The sequence below is a fragment of the Aquimarina sp. RZ0 genome (assembly GCF_008370685.1).
Lineage (GTDB): Bacteria > Bacteroidota > Bacteroidia > Flavobacteriales > Flavobacteriaceae > Aquimarina.
Genome location: NZ_VTZU01000098.1, coordinates 1 through 24,002 on the forward strand (window position 1 = coordinate 1; position 24,002 = coordinate 24,002).

At 33.9% G+C, this 24,002-nt stretch carries 17 protein-coding genes and 1 pseudogene; 5 read left to right on the forward strand and 13 right to left on the reverse strand.

Going from position 1 to position 24,002, the window contains the following annotated elements; genetic code table 11:
• Positions 1-164 precede the first annotated feature (164 nt).
• The 7 genes from F0000_RS24255 to F0000_RS24285 form a co-directional block, all read right to left on the reverse strand.
• Entirely contained in the window at positions 165-839 is a 675-nt protein-coding gene (locus F0000_RS24255; RefSeq protein ID WP_149627331.1) for an ABC transporter ATP-binding protein, read from the reverse strand.
• 47 nt (positions 840-886) lie between these two features.
• On the reverse strand, positions 887-3,301 hold the full coding sequence (locus F0000_RS24260) for an ABC transporter permease (protein WP_149627314.1): 2,415 nt from the start codon (positions 3,299-3,301) through the stop codon (positions 887-889).
• A 29-nt stretch (positions 3,302-3,330) separates the two neighbouring features.
• Positions 3,331-5,679, reverse strand: coding sequence for an ABC transporter permease (locus F0000_RS24265; protein WP_149627315.1), 2,349 nt, complete (start codon positions 5,677-5,679; stop codon positions 3,331-3,333).
• Between the two features lie 90 nt (positions 5,680-5,769).
• The gene (locus F0000_RS24270) at positions 5,770-6,570 is read right to left on the reverse strand and encodes a head GIN domain-containing protein (RefSeq protein ID WP_255452879.1); all 801 of its coding nucleotides are present in this window, start codon (positions 6,568-6,570) and stop codon (positions 5,770-5,772) included.
• A 30-nt stretch (positions 6,571-6,600) separates the two neighbouring features.
• A complete protein-coding gene (locus F0000_RS24275) occupies positions 6,601-8,982 on the reverse strand; it encodes an ABC transporter permease (RefSeq protein WP_149627316.1) in 2,382 nt (793 codons plus the stop codon).
• 39 nt (positions 8,983-9,021) lie between these two features.
• Entirely contained in the window at positions 9,022-9,699 is a 678-nt protein-coding gene (locus F0000_RS24280; RefSeq protein WP_149627317.1) for an ABC transporter ATP-binding protein, read from the reverse strand.
• A 2-nt stretch (positions 9,700-9,701) separates the two neighbouring features.
• A complete protein-coding gene (locus tag F0000_RS24285) occupies positions 9,702-10,955 on the reverse strand; it encodes an efflux RND transporter periplasmic adaptor subunit (protein WP_149627318.1) in 1,254 nt (417 codons plus the stop codon).
• 202 nt (positions 10,956-11,157) lie between these two features.
• Here F0000_RS24285 and F0000_RS24290 point away from each other — a divergent pair, with 202 nt between their 5' ends.
• Positions 11,158-12,507 carry a sigma-54 dependent transcriptional regulator gene (locus F0000_RS24290; RefSeq protein ID WP_149627319.1) on the forward strand — a complete coding sequence of 450 codons (1,350 nt, stop codon included), beginning with the start codon at positions 11,158-11,160 and terminating at the stop codon, positions 12,505-12,507.
• A 169-nt stretch (positions 12,508-12,676) separates the two neighbouring features.
• The gene (locus F0000_RS24295; RefSeq protein WP_368668147.1) at positions 12,677-13,840 is read left to right on the forward strand and encodes a PAS domain-containing sensor histidine kinase; all 1,164 of its coding nucleotides are present in this window, start codon (positions 12,677-12,679) and stop codon (positions 13,838-13,840) included.
• 280 nt (positions 13,841-14,120) lie between these two features.
• Here F0000_RS24295 and F0000_RS28440 read toward each other — a convergent pair.
• Positions 14,121-14,946 (reverse strand): annotated as a pseudogene (locus F0000_RS28440) (IS1595 family transposase); the annotation flags it as partial.
• Between the two features lie 497 nt (positions 14,947-15,443).
• Here F0000_RS28440 and F0000_RS24310 point away from each other — a divergent pair.
• Positions 15,444-15,992: a VOC family protein gene (locus F0000_RS24310; protein ID WP_149627323.1), complete on the forward strand. Its 549-nt coding sequence runs from the start codon at positions 15,444-15,446 to the stop codon at positions 15,990-15,992.
• Between the two features lie 143 nt (positions 15,993-16,135).
• Here the strand turns inward: F0000_RS24310 and F0000_RS24315 are convergent, their stop codons facing one another.
• From F0000_RS24315 to F0000_RS24335, 5 genes are all read right to left on the reverse strand, one after another.
• Positions 16,136-17,146 (reverse strand): 2-hydroxyacid dehydrogenase, encoded by a 1,011-nt coding sequence (locus F0000_RS24315; RefSeq protein ID WP_149627324.1) that lies wholly within the window; start codon positions 17,144-17,146, stop codon positions 16,136-16,138.
• Positions 17,127-17,795: a hypothetical protein gene (locus F0000_RS24320; protein WP_149627325.1), complete on the reverse strand. Its 669-nt coding sequence runs from the start codon at positions 17,793-17,795 to the stop codon at positions 17,127-17,129. Before F0000_RS24320 ends, F0000_RS24315 begins: the two co-directional genes overlap by 20 nt.
• 160 nt (positions 17,796-17,955) lie before the next feature.
• A complete protein-coding gene (locus F0000_RS24325; protein WP_149627326.1) occupies positions 17,956-18,807 on the reverse strand; it encodes a universal stress protein in 852 nt (283 codons plus the stop codon).
• A gap of 67 nt (positions 18,808-18,874) precedes the next feature.
• Entirely contained in the window at positions 18,875-19,723 is an 849-nt protein-coding gene (locus F0000_RS24330; protein WP_149627327.1) for a universal stress protein, read from the reverse strand.
• Between the two features lie 13 nt (positions 19,724-19,736).
• Positions 19,737-20,597, reverse strand: a complete 861-nt coding sequence (locus F0000_RS24335; RefSeq protein WP_149627328.1) for a universal stress protein — start codon at positions 20,595-20,597, stop codon at positions 19,737-19,739.
• Between the two features lie 432 nt (positions 20,598-21,029).
• Here F0000_RS24335 and F0000_RS24340 point away from each other — a divergent pair, with 432 nt between their 5' ends.
• Together F0000_RS24340 and F0000_RS24345 are read left to right on the forward strand one after the other, a co-directional pair.
• On the forward strand, positions 21,030-22,853 hold the full coding sequence (locus F0000_RS24340; RefSeq protein WP_149627329.1) for a hypothetical protein: 1,824 nt from the start codon (positions 21,030-21,032) through the stop codon (positions 22,851-22,853).
• Between the two features lie 535 nt (positions 22,854-23,388).
• Positions 23,389-23,886: a hypothetical protein gene (locus F0000_RS24345; RefSeq protein WP_149627330.1), complete on the forward strand. Its 498-nt coding sequence runs from the start codon at positions 23,389-23,391 to the stop codon at positions 23,884-23,886.
• The last annotated feature ends 116 nt before the right edge of the window (positions 23,887-24,002 follow it).

A 24,002-nucleotide genomic window follows, 5' to 3' on the forward strand; every position in this document is an offset into this window, starting at 1 on the left:
TATATATTAGATTTGAAGATCGAGTGGCACTTGATTTAGCGACCAAGCCCCAGGAGGGCTCTGGGAGCTAGCTCCCAGAGCCCTCCTGGGGCTTAACCCTGAGACAGGGTTATAATTACACTTCCTGTAGAAATTCAAGAACTAGGTAATGGTATTCACATTATCTAATCTGGGCCTATTGCTATTGCTCCATCGAGCAGATTAATGACACGTGATCCATACGCAGCATTTTTTTCTGAATGTGTTACCTGAATGATGGTGACACCTTCATTATTTAACTCTTTAAAAAGTTCCATAATTTCTTCACCTTGTTTAGAATTGAGATTTCCTGTAGGTTCGTCTGCCAGGATTAATTTAGGACTGCCAATTAATGCCCTTGCTATACCAACTAATTGTTGTTGTCCTCCGCTAAGCTGGGTAGGAAAAAGATTTTTTTTACCCACAATATTAAACCGATCTAATGTGTCCGCAACCAATGCTTTGCGCTCAGAAGATGCTATTTTTTTATATAATAATGGTGTTTCTATATTTTCATAGACTGTTAATTCATCGATCAAATGATATGCCTGAAAAACAAAACCTATGTATTCTTTATAAAGGTTTGCTCTATGCTTTTCTTTAAGTTTATGTACCGATTCTTCCAGAAAGTTATAGGCTCCTTCATTAAAATCATCCAACATACCCAGGACATGAAGTAATGTAGATTTCCCTGAACCGGATGGCCCCATTATTGAAATAAATTCTCCTTCCTGAACATCAAGACTTATATTTTTTAAAAGATGAACTCTATTTCTTCCAGAATTTACCCATTTTGTTATATTTTTTAGTTGTAAAAGCACCATATTTTTCTATAAAATTTATATTCGTTTTTTGATTGATGATTGATTTATTCTGTTCGTAAACTTTTGATTGGTTTCATCAATATCGCTCCTATAGATTGATAACTTACAGTTAGTATCGCTATGAGTAGTACGATAGACCCAGAGATCATAAAAACTTGCCAGTTCATTTGAATTCGGTATACAAAATCCTCCAGCCATTTATGCATCAGATACCAACCTATTGGCATAGCAAGTAGTATGGAAATGATAATCAGTTTCAAAAAATCAACAGTCAATAACCTATAGATACTTTTAAAAGAAGCGCCCAATACCAATCGAATACTGATCTCTTTTTTTCGCTGTTCTGCCATAAAAGCTGAAAGTGCAAATAATCCTAAGCAGGCTACCAAAAGGGCAAAAAGGGTAAAGCTGTTGAAAATTGCTCCCATTCTACTTACATCTTCATGCATCAATGCAAATTTTTGATCAAGAAACGTATACCTAAATGATTGATTAGGAACTGTACTATCCCAAAGCTGAGCTACTGATGCCAGTACCTTACTAACCTCATCTGTATTCAATTTTACAGAAATCATTCCCGGGCTATTACCTATTACCAGAGCTAATGGCCTTATATCTTCTTTTAAGGATCTAAAATGAAAATCATCAACTACTCCTATAATATTCCAGATTTGTCCATTAGAAATTTGTTCTCCAATAGGGTTTTTAAAACCAAATTCTTTTACCATTTTATTATTAATGATAATAGAATTTATAGTATCTGAGGAAAACTCTGTAGAAAAATCTCTTCCTTTATTAATATGAACACCCAAGGTTTTAATATAGCCATGATCTACACGCCATATCTGACCGGGAACACTTTTATCCAGATTTCCTTCTCCCACCTTCTGAAACGTATTTCCATTTCGCTTTGTTCCTTCTACCGGTAAATAATCACTTGCAGTTACCTGAGTAATAGCTGGAATTTGTAACAAACGATTCTTAAAAGACTCCACATTACTTTCTAGTATATTGGTTCCTTGTATGATTACTACCTGTTCTTTGTTATATCCTAATTTTTTACTAAGGATATAATCCATTTGTTGATATATAACAAGTGTACTAATAATTAATATAATGGAAGTTGTAAACTGAAATACGACCAAACCACTTCTCAATTTCCCACTCTTACTTCCGATACTAAGACTTCCTTTTAAGACATTTACCGGCTTAAAACCTGACAAGTAAAAAGCTGGGTAAAGACCTGCTATAATCCCTATTATCAATGCCGAAATCAAAATTAAAGGTAAAAACCACCAATCCGCCCAAGGTATTATCAATTCTTTTGCGGCAATCTTATTAAATCCTGGTAGTAATACCCAGGTGAATAATACTCCTAGTATAAATGAAATAACACTAAATACAATTGCCTCTGTAATAAACTGCACGATTAGATTTTCTCTGAAAGCTCCAATGGTTTTTCTTAATCCCACTTCTTTAGCCCTATTAGCAGATTTTGCGGTTGATAAATTGATGAAATTAATACAGGCTAATAACAAAATAAATATAGCTATTGCTGCAAATAACCATACAAAACGGATATCTCCGTGTTTTAACCCATCATTCATATCCAGCGTAGATCTTAGATGTATATCTGTAACAGGTTGCAATGTAAATTTACTATCCTTGATCACTTTTAGAAAATCCTGACTTCTGCCACGCCCTCCAAAAGCTGGTATCACATATTTTTCTACAATAGAAAACATCTTTTTCTCTAATTGCTGGATATCCGTTTTTTTATCAACTAGCACATATGTAAAATAATTATTATTACTCCAGCTCATATTTTCATCCTCGATTTCCATTAAAAAATCATAGTTAAAATGTGAGTTTCTTGCCATTTCCTGCATCACTCCTGTAATTTTATAAGATCTTTGGGTATCATTATCCAAAATCAACATTTTTCCTATAGCATTCTCATCAGGATAATATGTATCTGCTTTTGACTTAGAAATCACAATACTGTATGGTTCGGTCAAAGCAGTCCTGGCATTTCCTGCTTCCAGAGGAATCTCCAGTATATCCAGCAATTCCTGATCCGCAAAGATGAAACCGTCTTCAAACATATTTTGATCTGTTCCTTCAAGTTTTACTGACTTTTGACCTGCTCCAAAAAGTTCACTAGTATTGTATTTACCAGCTTTTAGAACCTCTGGAAAATCCGACTCTAAAACATCCGCAAATGGCAATTGAAAATGCACACTCTTTAATTTCTCTCCATTTACTTTATATTCTGCTACTACCCGATATATCTGATCTGTATTTTTATAATGATCATCATAGCTAAGTTCATCCCGTATAAACAACGTAATTAATATACATGCCGCAATTCCTACTGCAAAGCCTCCAATTTTTATGATGGTAAACATTTTTTCTTTTACAATATTCCTCCACGCTATTTTAAAATAATTCCTAATCATAGCTACTCGTTTTTTGATTGATGATTGATTTATTCTGTTCGTAAACTTTTGATTGGATTAGCCACAGCTGCTTTGATTGTTTGAAAACTCACAGTTAACAGTGCAATGATGATTGCTCCAAAACCTGCAAGTAAGAATATCCACCAGTTAATATCAATTCTGTAGGCAAATCCATCTAACCAGCTTTTCATAGCAAACCAGGCAAGCGGCATTGCTATAATAATGGAGACTATTACTAATTTCAGAAAATCCTTTGATACCAGTCTTACAATACGAGTAACACTTGCTCCTAATACTTTGCGTACCCCAATTTCTTTACTTCTCTGCTCGGCAGTATATGCAGCGAGTCCAAATAGCCCTAAACAAGAGATTAATATTGCTAAAGCGGCAAATATCCGGGAGAGTTTACCAATCAGATTTTCACTTTTGAACTTATCATTAAACATATCATCTACAAACGTATATTCGAATGGAAATGCTGGATTATTTTTTTTCATCACCTTTTCAATTTTTGAAAGTGCCGTGTCTGTCGCTATCCCCGATTTTGTGCGTATGTACGCATATCTTGCAGGTTCAGGGTCATTAAAAAACATAACCGGATCACTAGTGCCATACATATCTCCATATAAATAATCTCTAACGACACCAATCACCGTATAGGACTTGTTACGCATAATCTTTTTTCCTATAGGGTCTCCATCGCCCAAAAGTTTTGCAAATGACTGGCTAATTAAAATATTTGTGCTATCCTTCGCTATCGTAGTACTAAATCCTCTGCCTTTTATAATTTCCATGCCGGTGGTTTCGATAAACGTTGCATTTATATACCTAAAAGAAATCAAAACATCTTCTGTATTGTTACCTCCCTGCCATGTAAGGCCTGCTCCATTGTTGCCTCCAGAAAGTATTTGTGAATTACTTACTCCTATATTTTTGACAGCTCCGGTAGTAATCAGTTCTTGTTTTATCACAGAAAAATTCTTGATCATATCGCCATTAACTTTCATTCTTATCAATTGATCCTTATTATATCCCAAATCTCTGTTTTTTACATGCTGAATTTGTTGGTACACCAATAGGGTACTAATGATAAAAACAGTAGAGATTGTAAATTGTCCCACAACCAAACCTTTACGAATAAAAGCAGCGCTGCCATGCGTTACTTTCATACCTTTCAGGACTTCTATTGGTTTGAATGCGGATAAGTAAAATGCCGGATACAGACCTGCAAAAATTCCACAAACCGATGTTATAACTGTTAAAGCGATGATATGAAGTGGATTGCTCAATCCTAACATCAAATTTTTCTCTATAAGAATATTAAACTGAGGTAATAAAATCAATAGTAAAAATATACTTACCATGGTTGCTATAAAAGCCATGATCAGTGCTTCTGTAATAAACTGAAAAATCAATCTGGATCGTCCTGACCCCATTGCTTTTCTTACACCGACTTCATTCGCGCGTTTTTCACTTCTGGCAGTCGATAAATTCATAAAGTTGACACAGGCGATAAGTAGTATAATCAAGGCAATGACGATGAATAATCGTACATAGGTGATACGTCCTCCTACTTTTTTCCCGCCTTCAAAATCAGAGCGTAAATGCCAGTCCTTTATACTATGCAAAAAGGCATAGGTATCATTCCCTTCGTCTTTTTCTGCAATTATAGATCTTACTTGTTTATCTACGGTTTCAAAATTAGCCTTAGGAGAAAGCGCAACGAATGTATCTGCAAAATTGTTACCATATCCTAGCATCCATTCTTCTCCTACAGCATACCTATCAAAAGGTGCAATCCAGTCAAAATCAAATGTTACATTTTCAGGTAAATTTTCTATCACTCCGGTAATTACATAGTTTGTCTTATTATCTACCCGAATCACTTTGCCTAAAACATTGACGTTTTCACCATAAAGTTGTGTTGCTGTTTCCTTTGTAAGTACAATGGCTTCTCGATTTCTAAAAACATCAGTTATCGTTCCTTCGATAAATGACAGACTGAAAATTTCAAAAATATCCACATCTGCATACCTTCCTCTTCTGGTGATTGCTTTTTCACCCACAGTAAATAATAAATCCTGACTGGTAGTTCTGGCGGATCCCATTATTCCGGGTATTTCATCTTTGAGTGCTGCAGCCAATGGTCCTGGAGTAGAGTAGAATGTTCGCCACTCTCCTTCATATTTTTGATTTGTAGGCACATAATACACTTGATCTTGTTTTGGAAACGAATCAAAGTTCACTTCGTCTTCTACCCAAAGAAAGATAAGACTCGCACAAGTAATACCAATTGCTAACCCAAAAATATTTAGAAAACTATAGGTCTTATTCTTCCAGATATTTCGAAATGCTATTTTTAAATAATTTCTAATCATGACTATTCATTTATTTGATCCTCATATGGGGCAGACAGAGTATCGCTGGTTTACTTCTTCTATACTATCATTTGCTATTTGAATTTACTGCTATTGCATTTTACGAATGGTGGATTCGCCTATGACAATTCCTTTATCTACATCAGGATTCCCTTGATACGCGACAGTCGTTTCTCCAAAAGCCGTAACTTTAAGATTATCAGATATCGTAAACCTGTAACTTCCATCCCCGTATGATGTAATTTTGGTTGACCTGTTATCCACTCCCAGGGTGTTTATCTTGCTTTCACCATAGGCCGTAATTTTTTGTTCCTCAATACTCCCTTTTTTTATCTCCAGGTAGCTTTCTCCATAGATAGTAGTATGTAGTGTTTTTAATTGTACCAGATTGAGATATACTTCTGATTCTCCATAAATTTTAAGGCGAAAGTTCTCTGTATCCAATAAACTTTCACAAACAAAAGTCTGCTCTCCTCGCAGCGAAAGTTCCTTTAGGTTTTTATAGGTAATGACCGCTTTAAGAACTGTTCCTTTGTAAATAGGTTGTATTTGCTTTCTTCCATTCATATAAACAGTTTTGTTTTTTGTCGTTGTTTTAGCATCATCCAGGTATACACGTAATGTTGTTCCCAGGACTTCTACATTTATTTTATCAGATGAAACCGTAGCATCTTCTATCGCTACCGTTTCTGTATCACCTTTTTTAAAAGTTACTTGAATGTGTGGGCTAATAATTATCTTTTCAAAAGTATCTACTCTAATGATTTTTGTTTGTGATCTGACACTCATACTGCCCGAGAGCATAAGAATTATAAGGATGAATTTCATACTTCTTAATCCTGTTTTTTTAGTACTATTTTGAAATGAATTTTTAACATGATTGTGTAACATAACTGTTCGTTTTTTTGATTGATGATTAATTTATTCTGTTCGTAAACTCTTGACTGGGTTTATAAGAGATGCTTTTATCGCATGAAAACTTATCGTAAGCATTGCTATACATAGGGCAGAAATTCCTGCAACAACAAACATCCACCATTGAATATTGATTCTATAGGCAAAGTCTTGTAACCATGTATGCATCATATACCAAGCTAGTGGAGAAGCGATTAAAAAGGCAATTAAAACCAGTTTTAGAAAATCTATAGACAAAAGATTTATGATTCCAGACACAGAAGCTCCGACTACTTTCCTGATTCCTATTTCTCTTCTTCTCTGGAGTGTGCTATAGGCTGATAATCCTAATAATCCTAAGCATGAAATTAATATGGCTAATATGGCAAAGTTTAAAAACAGATTTCCAAAATTCTCCTCGCTTTCATATTGTTCATTAAAGGCTTCATCCAGAAAATAGTATTCAAATGGTTGATCTGGTACTATTCTTTTCCAGCTATCTTCTATGGCTGCTATTGTTTGTTTAATATTTTGTGAACTTACTTTAGCTGTAATAAGATCATATTCACTCGCTTCTATACGTATGGTAAGTGGAGCTATATTTTGATGGAGGGATCGATAATGAAAATCTTTTACAACTCCAATGATTTTGCCGGTACGCCCCCATTGATCAAATTTGACTCCGATAGCTTCCTTTGGAGAACTATATCCCAACATTTTTACAGCTTCTTCATTTATGATCATGGCTTGTGTAGAATCTGATGCAAAGTCTTTTGAGAAACCCCTTCCGGCAATAACTTTTAGATCAAATTGGGGCATGAAATTTTCGTCTACAAAATAAGCCGCCATATTTGCGATCTGCATAGCTCCAGTCTTATTCTGTAGTTGAGAATATGCCGTGGCATTACCCCCTCCAGGAACACTGGAAGTAAGACTTGTAGATGTTACTCCCGAAATATTTTCTATAGAACGTTGTAATAATTTTTGAGATGGAGATGCATTAGCACCCAAAACAAGGATTTGATCTTTATTAAACCCTAATTCCTGATCTCTCATAAAATTCATCTGATTATAAATGATGATTGTTCCTATAATCAGCGCAATAGAAATCGTGAATTGAGTAATAACCAAGCCTTTTCTTAATAAAACTCCCTTTGTACCGGTGGCATAATTTCCTTTTAGCACATGAATCGCACTAAAAGAAGATAATACAAATGATGGATATACACCTGCCAATACTCCTATTGACAATGATATCATAAATAATTTGAGGATAAGCATTGGAGTAGATAAAATACCTTCACTCACAATTTTACCTGCCAGATCATTAAAAACAGGAAGTAATAGAGCCGTCAAAATAATAGTAATTACAAAAGCTATCAAACTTATAATTATCGATTCTCCTATAAACTGAAAAGCTAATTGCCCCTTTTCTGCTCCTACTACTTTGCGTATCCCTACTTCTTTTGCTCGTTCTACAGATCTTGCAGTCGTTAAATTGATAAAATTAATACACGCAATTAATAAGATGAAGATAGCAATGATAGAAAATATGTAAACATTATCAATACTTCCTCCTCCATTTCTCCCACGACTGGAATATAGATATACCTCTTTTAAAGGCTCTAGAAATAAGGTTACTTGCATCTGAGCTTCTCTCATTTCTTCTCCATTTTTTCTTTCTAAAAAATCAGGAAACTTAGCTTGTAGTTGCTGAATATCAGTATTAGGGTTTACCAATATATATGCCGCAGGGTCATAATTACCCCATTGACTATCTCGCTCTTTATGAAGACTTTGGGTATAGGTAGTTAGAGAAAGAACCATTTCTGGGTTGATATGGGAGTTTTTTGGTATGTCCTCCATCACTCCGGTTACTGTAGCTACAAAACCTTCTTCTGTTATTTTTAATGTTTTTCCTATTGGATTTTGATCTCCAAAATATTTTTTTGAGGACGTTTCTGATAAGACAATACTATAGGGTTTTTTTATAACACTGTTAGGATCACCTTGCAGTAATTTAAAATCAAAAACCTTGAAAAAAGTCGAATCCGCGGCAATAGCATTAGTTTCATTAAACTTAATATCATCTTTTCGAACCAGCATATTAAGACCCAAAATACGAACCGCAGATTCTATCTCAGGGAATTCTTTCTCTAAATTAGGCGGTACTGCCCAGGATGGAATACTAAATTCCATAGTACCCGTAGGGGTTTTAATATCTGCGACTACTCTATGAATGTTATCTCCTTTAGTATGAAACTGGTCATAACTAAGTTCAAAACCTACATATAAGAAAATAAAAAAACTTGCTGTCATTCCTATGGCTAATCCTGCTATGTTTAGAAATGAAAAGCCTCTTTTACGCCAAAGATTTCTGAATGCTATTTTTATATAATTCCTGATCATGATTGTTCGTTTTTTTGATAGATGATTTTTATGAGTGGCTTATACTAATATATTCTCTGTAACTTTTTGTCCATCCAGCATTCTGATAATGCGATGACCATATTTAGCATCTTGTTCACTATGTGTTACCATAATAATAGTAGTTCCCTGATCGTTTAGCTCTGTGAGTAGTTGCATCACTTCATTACCATTGCTACTATCCAGATTCCCGGTAGGTTCATCGGCTAAGATCAGTTTTGGGTCATTAATAACTGCTCTGGCAACTGCAACTCGCTGCTGTTGTCCTCCTGATAATTGTTGCGGATAATGATTGCGTCTATGCATAATTTGCATTTTTTCAAGTACTTCATCCACTCGTTTTTTTCGTTCAGCAACTTTAACTCCGGTATAGATTAGAGGGAGTTCTACATTTTCAAAAACAGTAAGTTCATCAATTAGATTAAAACTCTGAAATATAAACCCGATATTATGCTTACGCAGATTTGCTCTTTTACGTTCGTTAAAATCAGTTACATCGATATCATTAAAAATAAAATTACCTCCATCCGGATCATCTAGTAATCCCAGAATATTTAACAGAGTTGATTTTCCACAACCCGATGGGCCCATAATGGCTACAAACTCTCCTTCTTTTATTTCAAAAGAAAGTTTATTCAATGCTATCGTCTGTACTTCTTCTGTAGCATAATATTTTTCTAGTTCTGTAATCTTTATCATAATTATTGTTCTAAAATAAGTTCTTGTATATCGCTATAGTTATCATAACTCGAGGTTATTACTTTATCACCGGGATTCAACCCTTGTAATACTTCATAGTATTCTGTGTTTTGGCTTCCTAATTGTGTATCGACTTTGTAAGCAGTTTTCCCGTTCTCACTTACTTTAAAAATCCAATTACCTCCGGTCTGTTGAAAAAAGCCTCCTTTGGGGATCAAAAGTGTTTGTTTCTCATCACTCAATGCGATTCTCATCTGTAATGTTTGTCCTCTTCGAATACTTTCTGGCACTTCTTTTTCAAACTCCATATCTACCTGAAATCTACCATTGGTTACCTGAGTAAATACTTTCTTAATGATGAGTGTATAGGTAGTTTCATTAAATTGATAGGTACCATACTGACCAATATATATTCTGGAGATATAATATTCGTCTATATCTACACGTACTTTAAACCCACTGAGTACATCGATCTGTCCTAACCGATCTCCTTTATTTTTTGATTGTCCGATTTCTGCATCCAGTGATGTGAGTTGGCCATCAACTGGTGCTCTCACGACAAGGTCGCTTACTTTTTTACGCATCAGTTCCAGTGCGTTTTGTGTTCGGGCGTAGGAATTTTTCCCTTGTGTTAATTCTTGCTTTGTCGCAATAGCATCTTCTTTTACAATCTGTTTGGCTAACTCTCTTCTTTTTTTCTGATAGTTATAGTTATTTTCTGATGCTTCATATTCCTGGCGCCCGATCACTTTTTTACTGTACAACTTTTTGTTTAGGTTATACATTCTTTCTGCTTCTATAAATGCGTTCTCTACGTCCGTTTTTTGATTTAATCGATTGATGGTGTTCTGCCTTGCAGCATTTTGTGAGATTTGCATTTGCGTTAGCAAATTATATACAGATGTTTCCTGGTTGATGAGACTCAGTTCTAAATCCGTATTTGATAGTCTTAGGATGGGTTCTCCTTTTTTCATAATCGCCCCGTCCTCTACAAACTTTTCTTCTACTCTTCCTCCTTCCAGAGCATCTAAGTAAATGGTCGTAATAGGAAGTACGACTCCATTTACCGGTATATTTTCCTGAAACGTTCCTTCTCGTATCTCACTTATAGTAACACGTTCTACGGCTACTTTTAATTTAGAATTTCCTGTAGAAGAAATAAATACAAAAATCATAAGTGCTAAAAAGAGTATCACTCCAGCTATGAGAGCCATCCTTGCTATGTTAAATCTCTTTTTCTTGATCGGTACGTCCATTGTGATTAATTATTTTATGTATTCACTGTCATGATCGTGCCAAAAATATAAACTACTTAAAATCAGATATTTAATAAAAATAATTGTATCATAAGTGTTCGGTTTTGATACAACTTATGTTCGATATCGATACATTCGTACACCTATTTAAATTAGTCCTCATTTTTTTTGATCAGTCTTAAAATGTTGTAATATTGTAGGAATGCGATTAAAAAATGCAAACATATTGGTTATTGATGATGACACAGATGTATTAACCGCCATGCGTTTATTACTAAAATCTCTGGTAAAAGAAGTCATCACAGAAAAGAATCCAAACAATCTTTTATCACTTCTGAGTAAGCAAACATTTGATGTTGTTATCCTGGATATGAATTTTAATGGTCTTATCAATACAGGCAATGAAGGTATTTATTGGTTAAAAAAAATTAAGGAATTCAATACTCAGGTAGCAGTTATTTTAATTACAGCTTATGGGGATATGGATCTTGCCATACGGTCTCTTAAAGATGGAGCTTCTGATTTTTTAGTAAAACCCTGGAAAAATGAAAAGCTGGTTCAGGCTATCACTGATATTATAGAAAAAAAGAAATCAGATACCTCCAAAAAATGGAACCCCGAAGTTAATGGCAATAAACTACTAGGAGAGAGCCCCGTAATGGCGGATGTTTTTTTTAAGATCAGAAAAGTAGCTCCTACTGATGCCAATATTTTAATCTTGGGTGAAAACGGTACAGGAAAAGACCTTATTGCCAAAGCAATCCACGATCATTCCCTCCGAAAAGATAAACCATTTATCAAAGTAGACGTAGGTGCATTGACAGCCACACTGTTTGAAAGTGAATTATTTGGATACAAAAAAGGAGCCTTTACAGATGCCAGAGAAGACAGAAAAGGACGATTTGAAGCTGCGCAAGGAGGTACACTCTTTCTGGATGAAATTGGAAATATTACATTACAACAACAAGCAAGATTATTAACAGTACTACAGAACAGACAGGTAACCCCACTGGGAGCGAATCAACCCATCCCTATAGATATCCGATTAATTTGTGCTACCAATGTGGGAATTCATTCATTGGCAGATGAGAACCGGTTCAGAAAAGATCTTATTTACCGAATCAATACGGTAGAGGTTATGGTACCTCCATTAAAAGAACGAGGAGAAGATATTATTATATTAGCAAAACATTTTATAGAGGTATACTCAGAAAAATATCTCAAACCTGCGCTCAAAATAGATGATAGTTTTTCTAAGAAAATTACTATGTATCATTTTCCCGGAAATGTCAGAGAACTACAATATGCATTAGAAAGAGCTGTGATTATGACGGATGAAACCACCTTATCAGCGCAAGATTTAGTATTCTCTCCGATAGAAAGACAACAAGAAAGTGTTGTAGTGCCCAGAAACCTAAACCTGGAAGATGTAGAGAAAAATACCATTTTGAAAGTGATTGAAAAAAATAATGGGAATATCTCTAAATCTGCAAAAGAACTAGGGATAACAAGAACAGCTTTATACCGAAGACTTAATAAATATGACCTATAAAAAATATAAAATTGCACTTTTTATTCGGGTTGCTATTTTATTCATATCGCTGACTGTTTTGGCTTTTGCCGTCAATTACAAAAATTATTACATCATTGTCTTCTCGGCAATACTAGTCCTTTTTTTTCTCGGTCATCTCTATAGGTTTATTCTAAAAAGATTCACAGAAATGGATGACTTTTTTGAAGCTGTAAAATACAGAGATTTTTCCAGGTGGTTTAATGAACGATCCGGACCTGAGGACTTACGACAATTACATAGAGGATTTAATGAGGTAAACAGAACGATTCTGGAGATTAATAACAATAAAGAGGCGCAGTACCTATATCTTCAGAAAATACTAGAAATGATCAATACCGGAATCATTGCCTATAATATAGAAACTGGTGATATTTTATGGTCGAATGACTCTTTTGAAAATACACTGGGAATACCTTCTCTAAAGAATATAAAATTTGTAGAAAAGCGAAAAATTGAAGTGTATCAAGCTATTTTTAAAGAAAATCATGCAAATAGCAATACAGTGACGGTTGCTGTTGATAACGATAAAGTTCAACTACTGATTTCCAGTTCTGTTTTTAAAATTCAGGAAGACTCTTTTAAACTTGTAGTAATTCAAAATATTGATAAAACATTAAACAAAAATGAATCTGAAGCCTGGAAGAAACTACTCAGTGTGATGACTCATGAAATTATGAATTCTATTGCCCCTATTTCTTCACTGGCAGAAACCTTACAATCAAATATACAGTCTACCATTGACAACCCGGAACAATCCCCACTAGAGATACACGATCTCAAAATGGGTATTGAAAGTATTCAACAACGAAGTGTGGGCTTGATGAAATTTGCAAAAACATACAGAAGTCTGAACAAAATCACCAGTTTAAATCTCGGTAAAGTCAGGATACGGGATTTATTCGAAACTATGCTAAATTTGATGCTCCCCTCTTTACATCATAAAAATATCGAATTGAGTTTTACTCCAGAGATGACTGATGTAGAAATAGAAATAGACAAATATTTAATAGAGCAGGTACTGATAAATCTGATTCTAAACGCTGTAGAAGCATGTCAGCACGCTGCAGAGCCCAAAGTTACATTATCGGTTCAAAGAGATATAGAAAGTAGTATAATCATTAGAATTGCAGATAACGGAAAAGGAATTCCTGACGAAATCATGGATAAGATATTTGTTCCTTTTTTTACTACCAAAAAAAATGGTAGCGGTATTGGTTTAAGTCTATGCAAACAAATTATGATGCTCCACGATGGTAAAATCCAGATTCATAGTATTGAAGGAAAAGGCACTATGATCAGCCTTGTATTTTAATAAGCTCATCTCAACTTTTTATAATTTTTTATAGAAATAATTTTTAAATCTTGGGTAAAATCACCACAAACTGAATCAAATTATTTTTTAATTCAGGCGAGAAAGAAAATTCACAGATACCAACACTATCAATGCTTTTTATTTTGAAGAATAAACAGGAAAGGGTGTGTTTAAGTTGAGAATGGTGATTTGCAATCAATAATTAAGATTTGATGAAAGGCACTGCTAACACCAGGATAAGATGCCATATGCCTCTGGATTTAACAATAAATTTTTATGCTTATCCGCAAGGTTCCCCAAGATAATTCCATCTATATGAAACCGCTGCTATAATCAGCCTATCGAAGAGGTCATTAAAGTAACGTCTGTTGAATTTATAACAGAATTCATTGAGATAATTCTGTAAAAAATCATCATCTATTCTATGATGTACATCTAAGAACAACCTTTTGGCATTGCTTATAGCAGTATGTACCCAAGGCAACACCTTTACAACATCCTTTTTGGGGATGACCTTGGACTCTATTTCAAAGTCCTTTTCTAAATCCACATAGCTAGTAGACTTGTCTGCTACTATTTTTGTATTCTTCTCTACAGATTTTGTGACCTTTTGGGTTATGCATTCCTTTTTTAAAGATTCAACAACTTTCATTTTTAAATACCCTACCTTTTTCTTCTTGCCATGTTTTTTAGGATCATGATCATCTCCAGCGTCTCTAGATTCTACACTTACTAGGACTGTGGTTTAACGTTGGCTTCCTCGTCCACGTTTTAATGGTTCATTTATCCCTTGTTATAGAGACTGTCTCAAAAAAACCTTCATCCAGTTCTATCTCCTCCTTTAAGGTATACTCATCATCCCTAAGCCTCATGACACTTCTTAGCTTGTGCATCATCGCCCAGATAGGCTCATAGCGCTTATGACCCAACTGACGCTGGACTTCTTTTGCTGAAAACGACTTCTTAGTGCTAGTAAGAAAGTGCATAGCAATGAACCAATATTGAAAAGATAATTTACTACCATGCATCACTGTTCCACTTTTCAAAGTAGTACGATACTTACATTTTTTACATTCCCATTACTCTCGGTATTGTTTCCAATAGTGAGAGGTACAACCACACTTTTTACACGTAATACGATTTGTGATTAAAAAATTCGTATAAATTCATTGAATTATTTTTTCTTTATGCAAGGCAAAAAAATCAAGCATAGCTATAGCTACGGTTTATTTTTTAAACGAAGTAGAAAGGAAAAAGAAACGATGAATATGCGAAATTTTTAGTTATAAATCGTATAATACCTTGTTTTAGCCTGTAGGCTTTAAAAGCCGATTTGCAACTTTCCTCATCAGGAAAACAAACGGATAAGCATATAATTTTTAAACAATTGAATTTGTAAATCAATGTAAAATTTGCAGTTTGAGGTACGCGTTGGTGTCATCTGTCATCCTCATTTAGTCTATTCAATATATCGTTGAAATCTGAAATCAAGTACTCATTCATTGTGAAAAATGTAGATCTGTTTTCTATTCCACATGATTTTTTGTGAGTCATCATAAATTATCATAGTTTTACAAAATCGAGATTTATTACGAAAATTATTATGAAAATTTATATTAGTACGAGCAAAAAAGACAACAATACTGAATTAAACCTCATTAGAAAATACTGCTTCCTTGCAGTATTTATAATAGTAGGTACCGTTTGTAGTTCTGCTCAAAAGGCGGATTCACCTGTTGTGGATAAAAAAAGTGAACCACAATCAAAGGTCACTGGCTTGAGATACATCAGTGTGCATGTACTCGAACTCGAAAAAACCCTGAAACTATATCGTGAGATTCTCGGTTTTAAATTGGCTGACGCCGAAGTTCTTCATGGACCAGGGCTTGAAGGAATGCTAGTGATGAAATTGAGAGCGAATGATTTGGAGATTGGTCTATCAGTAACCGCACCAGAATTTCTGCACACGATAGGACCGATTGGAAACACCAATCATAACCACATCATGCTTAAAGTCAATAATATAGGCCCAATTGGAGATAAGTTAAAAGAAGAGGGATATGAATTAGAAAATGAGAACTACGCTCGCGATAAATACACTTTTTTTGTGGGACCAAATGGCGAGATCATTGGCCTTTCCTCATGGGATTAATATGAATGGATCTCATTTCTTGGATTTGATTTCTACTGGCTACACACAATCAAGTTATGACCAAGAATACAGTCTGGATGGACTTGCTCCATCCAGCAACTGATTATACAATACACAAAGGTGTAGTCAAATTATTACTTATACTAGTTGTTGTTTGAATTTACTGGAATAAGTTCAAAGGGAGAAGCCTCATTCTGTTTCCAACAGTTAATATTATGGAAGGTTGTTTCTGCAATATTTGTCAACGCTTCTGCAGTTGCAAATGCCTGATGAGGCGTTATCAGTACATTAGGAAAATCTATTAATTGTTGTAGTAAATCATCATCAAGTTTATCTACAGAATGATCATAAAAAAAGATTCCACTCTCATATTCATATACATCTGATCCATAAGCGGCAATCTGTTTCTTTTTTAAAGCATCTATTATATCCAAAGTATTCACCACAGCCCCTCTGGCAACATTAATAATAAAAGCAGTGCGCTTCATTAACTGAATACGTTCTGCGTGGATCATATGACTTGTCTCTGTGGTAAGCGGTATGCTTAGCATCAGAACATCAGATTGTATGCATATATCAGAAATAGTAAGATATGTGACACCATACTGTCTTGCAAATTTTTCATCTCTGATAAGATCATACGCCAATATTCTGCACCCAAATCCATGTAGAATCTTAGCAATTACTTTTCCTACGCTTCCCATTCCTATGATGCCAACTGTTTTACCTTTAAGATCAAATCCAACAAGATTACTAAGTGAAAAATTATATGAATGTACTTGATGGTTGGCTGTAATCAATTTTCGGTTTAATGCCAATAGTAATGCTACAGCATGTTCTGCAATTGCATGAGGTGAATATTCTGGAGTATATCCAACTTTTATTCCTAATCTCTGGGCTGTTTTTAAATTTATGTTATCATACCCCGCAGAACGTAATGTGATATATTCAATTCCAAAATCTTTTAATAATTCTAAAACTTTAGAAGAGGCATCGTCTGCAGAAAAAATAGAGATTATATCAAATCCCAAAGACATCATCGCTGTTTTGGAAGTCAGTCGTTCTTTAACATATTTAATATGACACACATCATTATTAGCTTTTTCTAAAAAAGGTATCTCAAAATCTTTGGCACTATATATCAAAATCTTCATGAGTCAATTCTTGGTCTATGATTAAAAGTTTTTGCCCTTTTAGTGCCCAGATTAATACTTTTACATAATCTCCTACTGCTTTTCTTATATTTTCAGGATCTGTAATATCAATAGAGCCTTTCCAGATAAGTTCTCGTTCTTTATCAGGACATATGCAGTATAATGAGGTTTCTGCATGATATACCTCAAACACTTCATAATAGTCATCATTATGATAGATATCCTGGGATTCATAATAATCATCCCGAAAGCTTTTAAAGTTTTTATCAAAATTTCGGTATGCCTGTACCACTGTCATTTTATCTTCTACGGCTAGTACTTTAGAAAGTAGTATTGCATCAAAACCAGCTTTTATAAGCTCACCTTCAATGACCTTGAGGTCTTCCTCAGTTTTTGGGGAACTTGTAAATGATTTTTCAAAAAAATCGAGACTTCGTTCTCCAATAACACCATTCTTCTTTAAAGTATTGACAAGCTTTTTTTCAAATATCTTTCTTCCTTCGGTATCAGAAGTCATTCCTACTACCAATACCTTATTTACTTCAAAGGTATTAATATCCGGGTTTTTCCAGTTTTCGACAAGTTCACTAGAAATACAACTTGTTAAGAACATCACTCCCAAAAAAATATAGGTAACGTATTTATTCATTTTTCTATAATGTATTTATATCAATTGTCTTTTTAATTAACTGGAAAAGAAAAATCAATCATAGCAACGCTACGGTTTATTTTTATGCTGAAGCTGAGGTAAAAAGAAGAACACGTTATTCCAGTAAATTCAAATGGCAAATGGTATTATTATATACTTTTTAATTTTTTAAATCGTGTAACGCTAATACAGGCACTTTAGAATGGCAGCCCAGATCTTTAACCATCGGTCTTGAGAATATACTCCCGAAAAAACTATGCTTTCTATTAATAAATGTAATCATATCACTATTCCTGCTTTCTACAAAAGCACTGAGACCTCCATGTACATCCACATTACTCAAGGTATGAAATGTATGCGGTACTCCTTCAAAATACTCCTGTAATAAATTTTTATTGTTTTCCTGCTCTTTATCTAGTAGTTTATTATTCGTTATATGTAACATTCTGATAGCAGCATTGGTTATTCTAGCTATATCGATTAAATATTGAAGTTCTCTGCGTTTAAAATACATTTTATAATCAGTAGGAAAAACAATTTCTTTTGGTACTGTATAGAGTACTTCTTCTGGAATTGCCATCACAGGACAATTCCTCACTTTTTCCATCACTAATATAGTATTGCTTCCATACACAATATTACCAGCATTTGTAGCGCCTTTTGTTCCCATAATAATCATTTCTATATCTTGCTTTTCGACAAACTCCTTAATACCATCTAATAAACTATTAAACTGCGAAACCATAAAGAACTTATGATCCGGAGACTCATCCCTAAAAGAAAGTCGTTCTAAAATTTTTGACAATCCCTTTTCTGATTTTCGTTTTACTTCCTCATAAATTCTTTCGCCAGGTTCGGGAATCATCATACTTTCCAGTGCATAACCAGAAGCATTGAATGTATTCAGCACATAAAAGTCACAGGGAGAATTTTTATACAGTTCGATAGCATAACTTATCGCATTCCAGGCATTTTTTGAAAAATCTGTAGGTAATAAGATCTTCTTTTTCATTCGGTGTATTTTTACGGGTTATTCATACGAATGTATGATACTCACTATCAAAAAACTATGATAATTATCAACTCGCTTCGGGTATTACCAGAAAAGGCACTGACGGATCAAACCCTATTTTTTTGATAACGGGTTCTCGAGTTACCGCTTCTATAAGGCTATGACGATAATTGACCATGACTAACAGATTTATGTTTAGCTGTGCTATATACTCATGAATCAGCTTTGACTTCTCATCACGTCTTGGTATCCAGTGAATACTATGGGATAAGTCTTTTATGCAGTTCTTAAGGGAATTGTAGTTATATTCTTGTATATCATCTAAGGTCTCATTTTCATAAATATAAAAAATCCTGATATCAGACTTAAACAAAGAAGCAATATCAACTAATGGTTTTATTTCTTCAGGCACATAATATCTTCTAAAATCTGTAGGGAAAGCAATTGTCACTGTTTTTTCAAAATCATACTCATTTGGAACTAATATTATTGGAGCATTTTTTACTTTTTGAATTACTTTTATCGCATTACTACCCATAAAAAGTGCTGAAGCTCCCGTTGCACCTTTTGTTCCCATAACTACCAGATCAATGTTTTTATTTTTAATCGTTTTATGAATACTTTCTATCAAATCTTTAGAAATAGATAGTGTCTCAAAAGTATGTGTAAGATCCTCTGTATCTCTATGAATACTATGAAGAGTTTCTGCCAGTAACTCTTGAGATTCGGCACTTAGTTTTTGATATAACACCTTTCCTTTTTTCTTATCAATCCTACTGGTTAATACAGGAGTATTCACCTCAAAAGTGTTTAGTATAAAAAACTGACACGCTTGATTCTGAAATAAACGAGTAGCATAAAAAAGAGCGCTATAGGCATTATCTGAAAAATCCGTGGGAACTAGTATTCTTTTCATGATCTTATGTAATTTAAACTGCTTTTTGTATCCTCTTCTCAGAGGGAATAACTAAAAATGGAATATTCGTGTGATAAGCAATTTGATTGATTACTGGTTTAAATAATAAATTCTCAAAAAATGAATGTTCATTATGTATCATTACTAATAAATCAATCTTATACTGCTGCTGAAAGTCTTCTATAGCTTCTTCTACGTCCATACCATCTGCTGTATGAAAAACATGACTATTATCCTTAAAAAAAAGAGCTAAAAATGCTTTTGTTTCTTCTTGATTCTGATCCAGATCGACTCCATAATATGCAGTAAGAATATGGAACCTGGAGTTCTGCTTGTTACAAATATCCTTGACTAAGGGGATATATTTGTTGGATGGATTAAGGTAATAATCTGTAGGAAACAAAACTTCTTTCGGTTTTTTGTATTCAAAATCAGAGGGAACAGCTATCACGGGACACTTAACTTTTTTGAGCGTATACATCGTTTGGGTTCCTATAAAAATTTCCTTTGCTCCAGTAGCCCCTTTTGTGCCCATAATAATAAGATCTATATCAAACCGATTTATCGTATCAATAATCTCATTAATGAATACATTAAATGCTGAAATTTTTTTGAAATGATGTTTAGTATTATGGTGTTCTTCTTGTATCTTTTTTTCAATATTTTCTAATCTACTCATAGAATTCATTGCTGCAATATCTTCTAATCCATAAGGCATTGGGTTTTCTAAAAGGTGCACTACACTATAAGATACAGGGGTATATGTATGCAAGAGAAAAAAGGTACATTCTTCATTGTTAAAAAACTGTAACGCATAGCATATTGCGTTCCATGCATTGTCAGAAAAATCAGTTGGTAATAATACGTTTCTCATTAGTACAACTAGGGTTATGTTATGCCCCAAAACTAGCAAACAACAAGTCCAGAAACTATGATATTTATCAGCTATAGACACAATCAGATTGTCCCCTGTTAATACTATTTTTAACTTTGATTATAATAGGCTTGTTCTACAAATAATTGAGGATTCCTATAGATAGTCTGGTCGGAAATACAGCAAAATCAAATGTGTATCTTTTTGCGAAATTTTGATTTATTTTTAATTGTTTTATGCTATGGCATCTGCTTCAAAAAATAAATTCTAAATTTCATCAAAAATCTTTCAAAATATAAAAATCGTCTATTCCCGATCATACTAGATAAGTGATCCCAATAATCACTAGGGATGAAAAAGCAAATCTTTTTATGATAAATATCATAGTCTATATCATTATATTATAGTGTCTTTACCCAAAATTGATATATCATGATAACATCACATTCTTTTCATATTCCTGTTATGGGGATTGGATATACTATAGACACTCCGCTTAAAGTTTCTAGATATGGCATTGACTCTGTTATTTCTTTGGTAGATGACATTCTTATAGAAAAACTAAGAAAAATGTACTGTAGCAAATTTGAAATCCCATACAACGAAATCACAGAAAAAACAGAGGACTTCAGAGCAAAACGAATTACATCCTATCTTAATCTAATTCATGAGCTGGCTAGCAAAAAATTTGAGGATTTCAAAAACAGCGCTATTGAGACCAGTAATGAGTTAAGAGAATATATGTCGATACTACCAGATTCTTCATCCTTAAAAAAAGAATTCACGAATCTGATTTCGAATCACGCAACTCTAAAAGATATTAAAAGCTGGATACATACGCATGTATCTATGGGAAGCATCGATGTAAATATCATGACCAAAGTAGATAAAGACAATTATTACGAAAAGGAAAAACTACCCATCGCTTATAATGATGCTCATGCCGCTTTGCGAGGATATGCAAATAGCAATCTTACTTCTTCACTCATACTTTCTGCAGGAATGAACCCCAGATTATACAATTATTTAGAAAATTTTGAGGAATTCTACCCTACCAAAAACGGAACTTTCAAAAAAAGAATAGTGCTAAAGGTTAGTGATTATAGATCTGCTCTGATTCAAGGGAAATACCTTGCCAAAAAAGGATTGTGGGTCTCAGAATACAGGATTGAATCCGGGCTTAATTGTGGCGGACATGCTTTTGCAACAGATGGACATCTTCTGGGACCTATATTAGCAAAATTCCGGGATTCCAGAAAAGAACTAAGACAATCTGTTCAAGAAATTTTGACCAGGGCATTATCACAAAAAGGTAAAATAGTCCCTACCATAGAATTACCTCTCAAAATCACTGCCCAAGGAGGTGTAGGCACTGCAGAAGAACATCAATTCTTACTTGATCATTACCAGGTAGATTCTGTAGGTTGGGGAACCCCATTTCTCCTTGTGCCAGAAGCGACTACTGTTGATAACCATACCTTAAAAAAACTAATAAAAGCCAAAGAAGAAGATCTCTATTTGAGTAACATCTCTCCGCTGGGAGTTCCTTTTAATAACCTTAGAAATAATACAAAGGATATAGAAAAATTTAATTTGATTTCTAAAGGAAGACCTGGTAGTTCCTGTCCTAAAAAATATGTAGCTTTAAATCATGAATTTCCTGAAAAAGTTCTCTGTACTGCCTCCAGACAATATCAATACCTAAAACTACAACAGCTGGAAAAAGAAAACCTCTCTCCAGAAAAGTATCAGAACGAATATAATAAAATTGTAGAAAAATCCTGTGTATGTGTTGGTTTAGGAACCGCTGCACTGCTCGCAAACAACCTGGATACCAGCGTAGAAGGAGACGGAGTTTCTATATGCCCAGGACCCAATATAGCTTATTTCTCAAAAGAAGTAAGCTTATCTGAAACCATAGATCATATATACGGAAGAACCAACATAATTACCAGAACAGATCGCCCTAATATGTTTATAAAAGAACTTACGATTTACCTGGAGTTCTTATCAAAAAAGATAGACGAAATAAAAGAGGATATCACCGATAAACAAACCAAATATCTCATTACTTTTTCGGATAATCTAAAAAAGGGGATTGCGTATTATTATGAATTATTTAGTACGCAGAAAAATTTGCAGGACAAAACCAAACTCTCTATAATCAACGATTTAGAAACCAATAAAAAACTCCTCGATCTTCTTTGTGAGAAAATATCTGTCTATGCCACCAAAAGAACACATCATACTGTCTGACCAAAACAAACTTGTAATCAGATAAAATCAATCCTATTTATAAGGTTTTTTTACTAGTATCAAAAGAATTGAGCTTTTTGAAATTTTCAATTAACCGAAACACTTTTAACAATTTTTAACAGGATCTATAGTAAAGCATAACTTGTTATAAAAGCCATATTAACAGCAGCTCCCTGGAAAAGAGGGATTGTACTGATACTGGTGATTTTTTGTTCAATACTTCATTTTCATTTCGAAAGATCACTCGATCTGGTCGTTTTCTTCTATCAAATACTGACTGTATAGAAGGGTAAACATCATTTTTCCCCTCAGGTACAAGCTGAAATGTGATGCCTACCGCGAGAGGGAAGATTATTATTAGGATATATATATAATACAGTAGAACATAAACAGAACTATAAAAACGAAACGTGTCATAAAAAAACTACTTTTTTAGGGTATTCTTATACACTAAATGTTTTTATAATGAAAAGTAGGTCATAATCAACATGATGATTACTCTAAAATCATTTAATAAAATAAAATAAAAAACAATATGGAATTTACTATAAGTCAATATAACGAAATGGGATTTACTCCTAAATTATGGAATGGGGGGGGTGATGAAAACAAGAGCGAAAAAGCTAAAATTAAAGTTATAGTGAATCGCAACAAAAATAAAGAACCTTTCAAAAGTTTTGTAATCGATGCTCAAAAAAAATTTCCAAATGCTAGTGGCAAAATACCTTCATACAAACTTTATAATCAAATACAACGAAATATAACTAGCCATACAGAGAAATATGCGAGATTAATGGAAATAGATCTAAAAACGCTTATTAATGACAAAAAGAGTAATTCCCAGAAATTGAGGCACATTAATAGTGCTTTTGGGGCTGATAATAATAATAATACTTCTAATAATAATAATAATACAGCCCGAAGACCCTTTATTTCAGACGCACAAAGAGCTGAAAATAGAAGAAAAGCAAGAGAAAGAACAGCAAAAAAAGCAAGACAAGAAAAACAATCAAATATTACAAAGAGAGTGTAAATATAACCTTGTCTGAATACTAAATTTTTAATTTACACATTATTCAGATAAGATGACAAATACAGAACAACAAGAACTAGAGAAGAAAGCTCTTGAACAATTTATGAGCGGCAAGA

What these genes read in the sequence shown, in the direction of transcription:
- F0000_RS24275 (WP_149627316.1), bottom strand. Translation starts at nt 8,982, where the DNA reads ATGATCAGGAATTATATAAAAATAGCATTCAGAAATCTTTGGCGTAAA.
- F0000_RS24265 (WP_149627315.1), bottom strand. Translation starts at nt 5,679, where the DNA reads ATGATTAGAAATTATTTAAAAATAGCATTTCGAAATATCTGGAAGAAT.
- F0000_RS24295 (WP_368668147.1), top strand. Translation starts at nt 12,677, where the DNA reads ATGGATGACTTTTTTGAAGCTGTAAAATACAGAGATTTTTCCAGGTGG.
- F0000_RS24330 (WP_149627327.1), bottom strand. Translation starts at nt 19,723, where the DNA reads ATGAAAAGAATACTAGTTCCCACGGATTTTTCAGATAATGCCTATAGC.
- F0000_RS24310 (WP_149627323.1), top strand. Translation starts at nt 15,444, where the DNA reads ATGAAAATTTATATTAGTACGAGCAAAAAAGACAACAATACTGAATTA.
- F0000_RS24325 (WP_149627326.1), bottom strand. Translation starts at nt 18,807, where the DNA reads ATGAAAAAGAAGATCTTATTACCTACAGATTTTTCAAAAAATGCCTGG.
- F0000_RS24270 (WP_255452879.1), bottom strand. Translation starts at nt 6,570, where the DNA reads ATGTTACACAATCATGTTAAAAATTCATTTCAAAATAGTACTAAAAAA.
- F0000_RS24315 (WP_149627324.1), bottom strand. Translation starts at nt 17,146, where the DNA reads ATGAAGATTTTGATATATAGTGCCAAAGATTTTGAGATACCTTTTTTA.
- F0000_RS24290 (WP_149627319.1), top strand. Translation starts at nt 11,158, where the DNA reads ATGCGATTAAAAAATGCAAACATATTGGTTATTGATGATGACACAGAT.
- F0000_RS24285 (WP_149627318.1), bottom strand. Translation starts at nt 10,955, where the DNA reads ATGGACGTACCGATCAAGAAAAAGAGATTTAACATAGCAAGGATGGCT.
- F0000_RS24335 (WP_149627328.1), bottom strand. Translation starts at nt 20,597, where the DNA reads ATGAGAAACGTATTATTACCAACTGATTTTTCTGACAATGCATGGAAC.
- F0000_RS24260 (WP_149627314.1), bottom strand. Translation starts at nt 3,301, where the DNA reads ATGATTAGGAATTATTTTAAAATAGCGTGGAGGAATATTGTAAAAGAA.
- F0000_RS24320 (WP_149627325.1), bottom strand. Translation starts at nt 17,795, where the DNA reads ATGAATAAATACGTTACCTATATTTTTTTGGGAGTGATGTTCTTAACA.
- F0000_RS24340 (WP_149627329.1), top strand. Translation starts at nt 21,030, where the DNA reads ATGATAACATCACATTCTTTTCATATTCCTGTTATGGGGATTGGATAT.
- F0000_RS24345 (WP_149627330.1), top strand. Translation starts at nt 23,389, where the DNA reads ATGGAATTTACTATAAGTCAATATAACGAAATGGGATTTACTCCTAAA.
- F0000_RS24280 (WP_149627317.1), bottom strand. Translation starts at nt 9,699, where the DNA reads ATGATAAAGATTACAGAACTAGAAAAATATTATGCTACAGAAGAAGTA.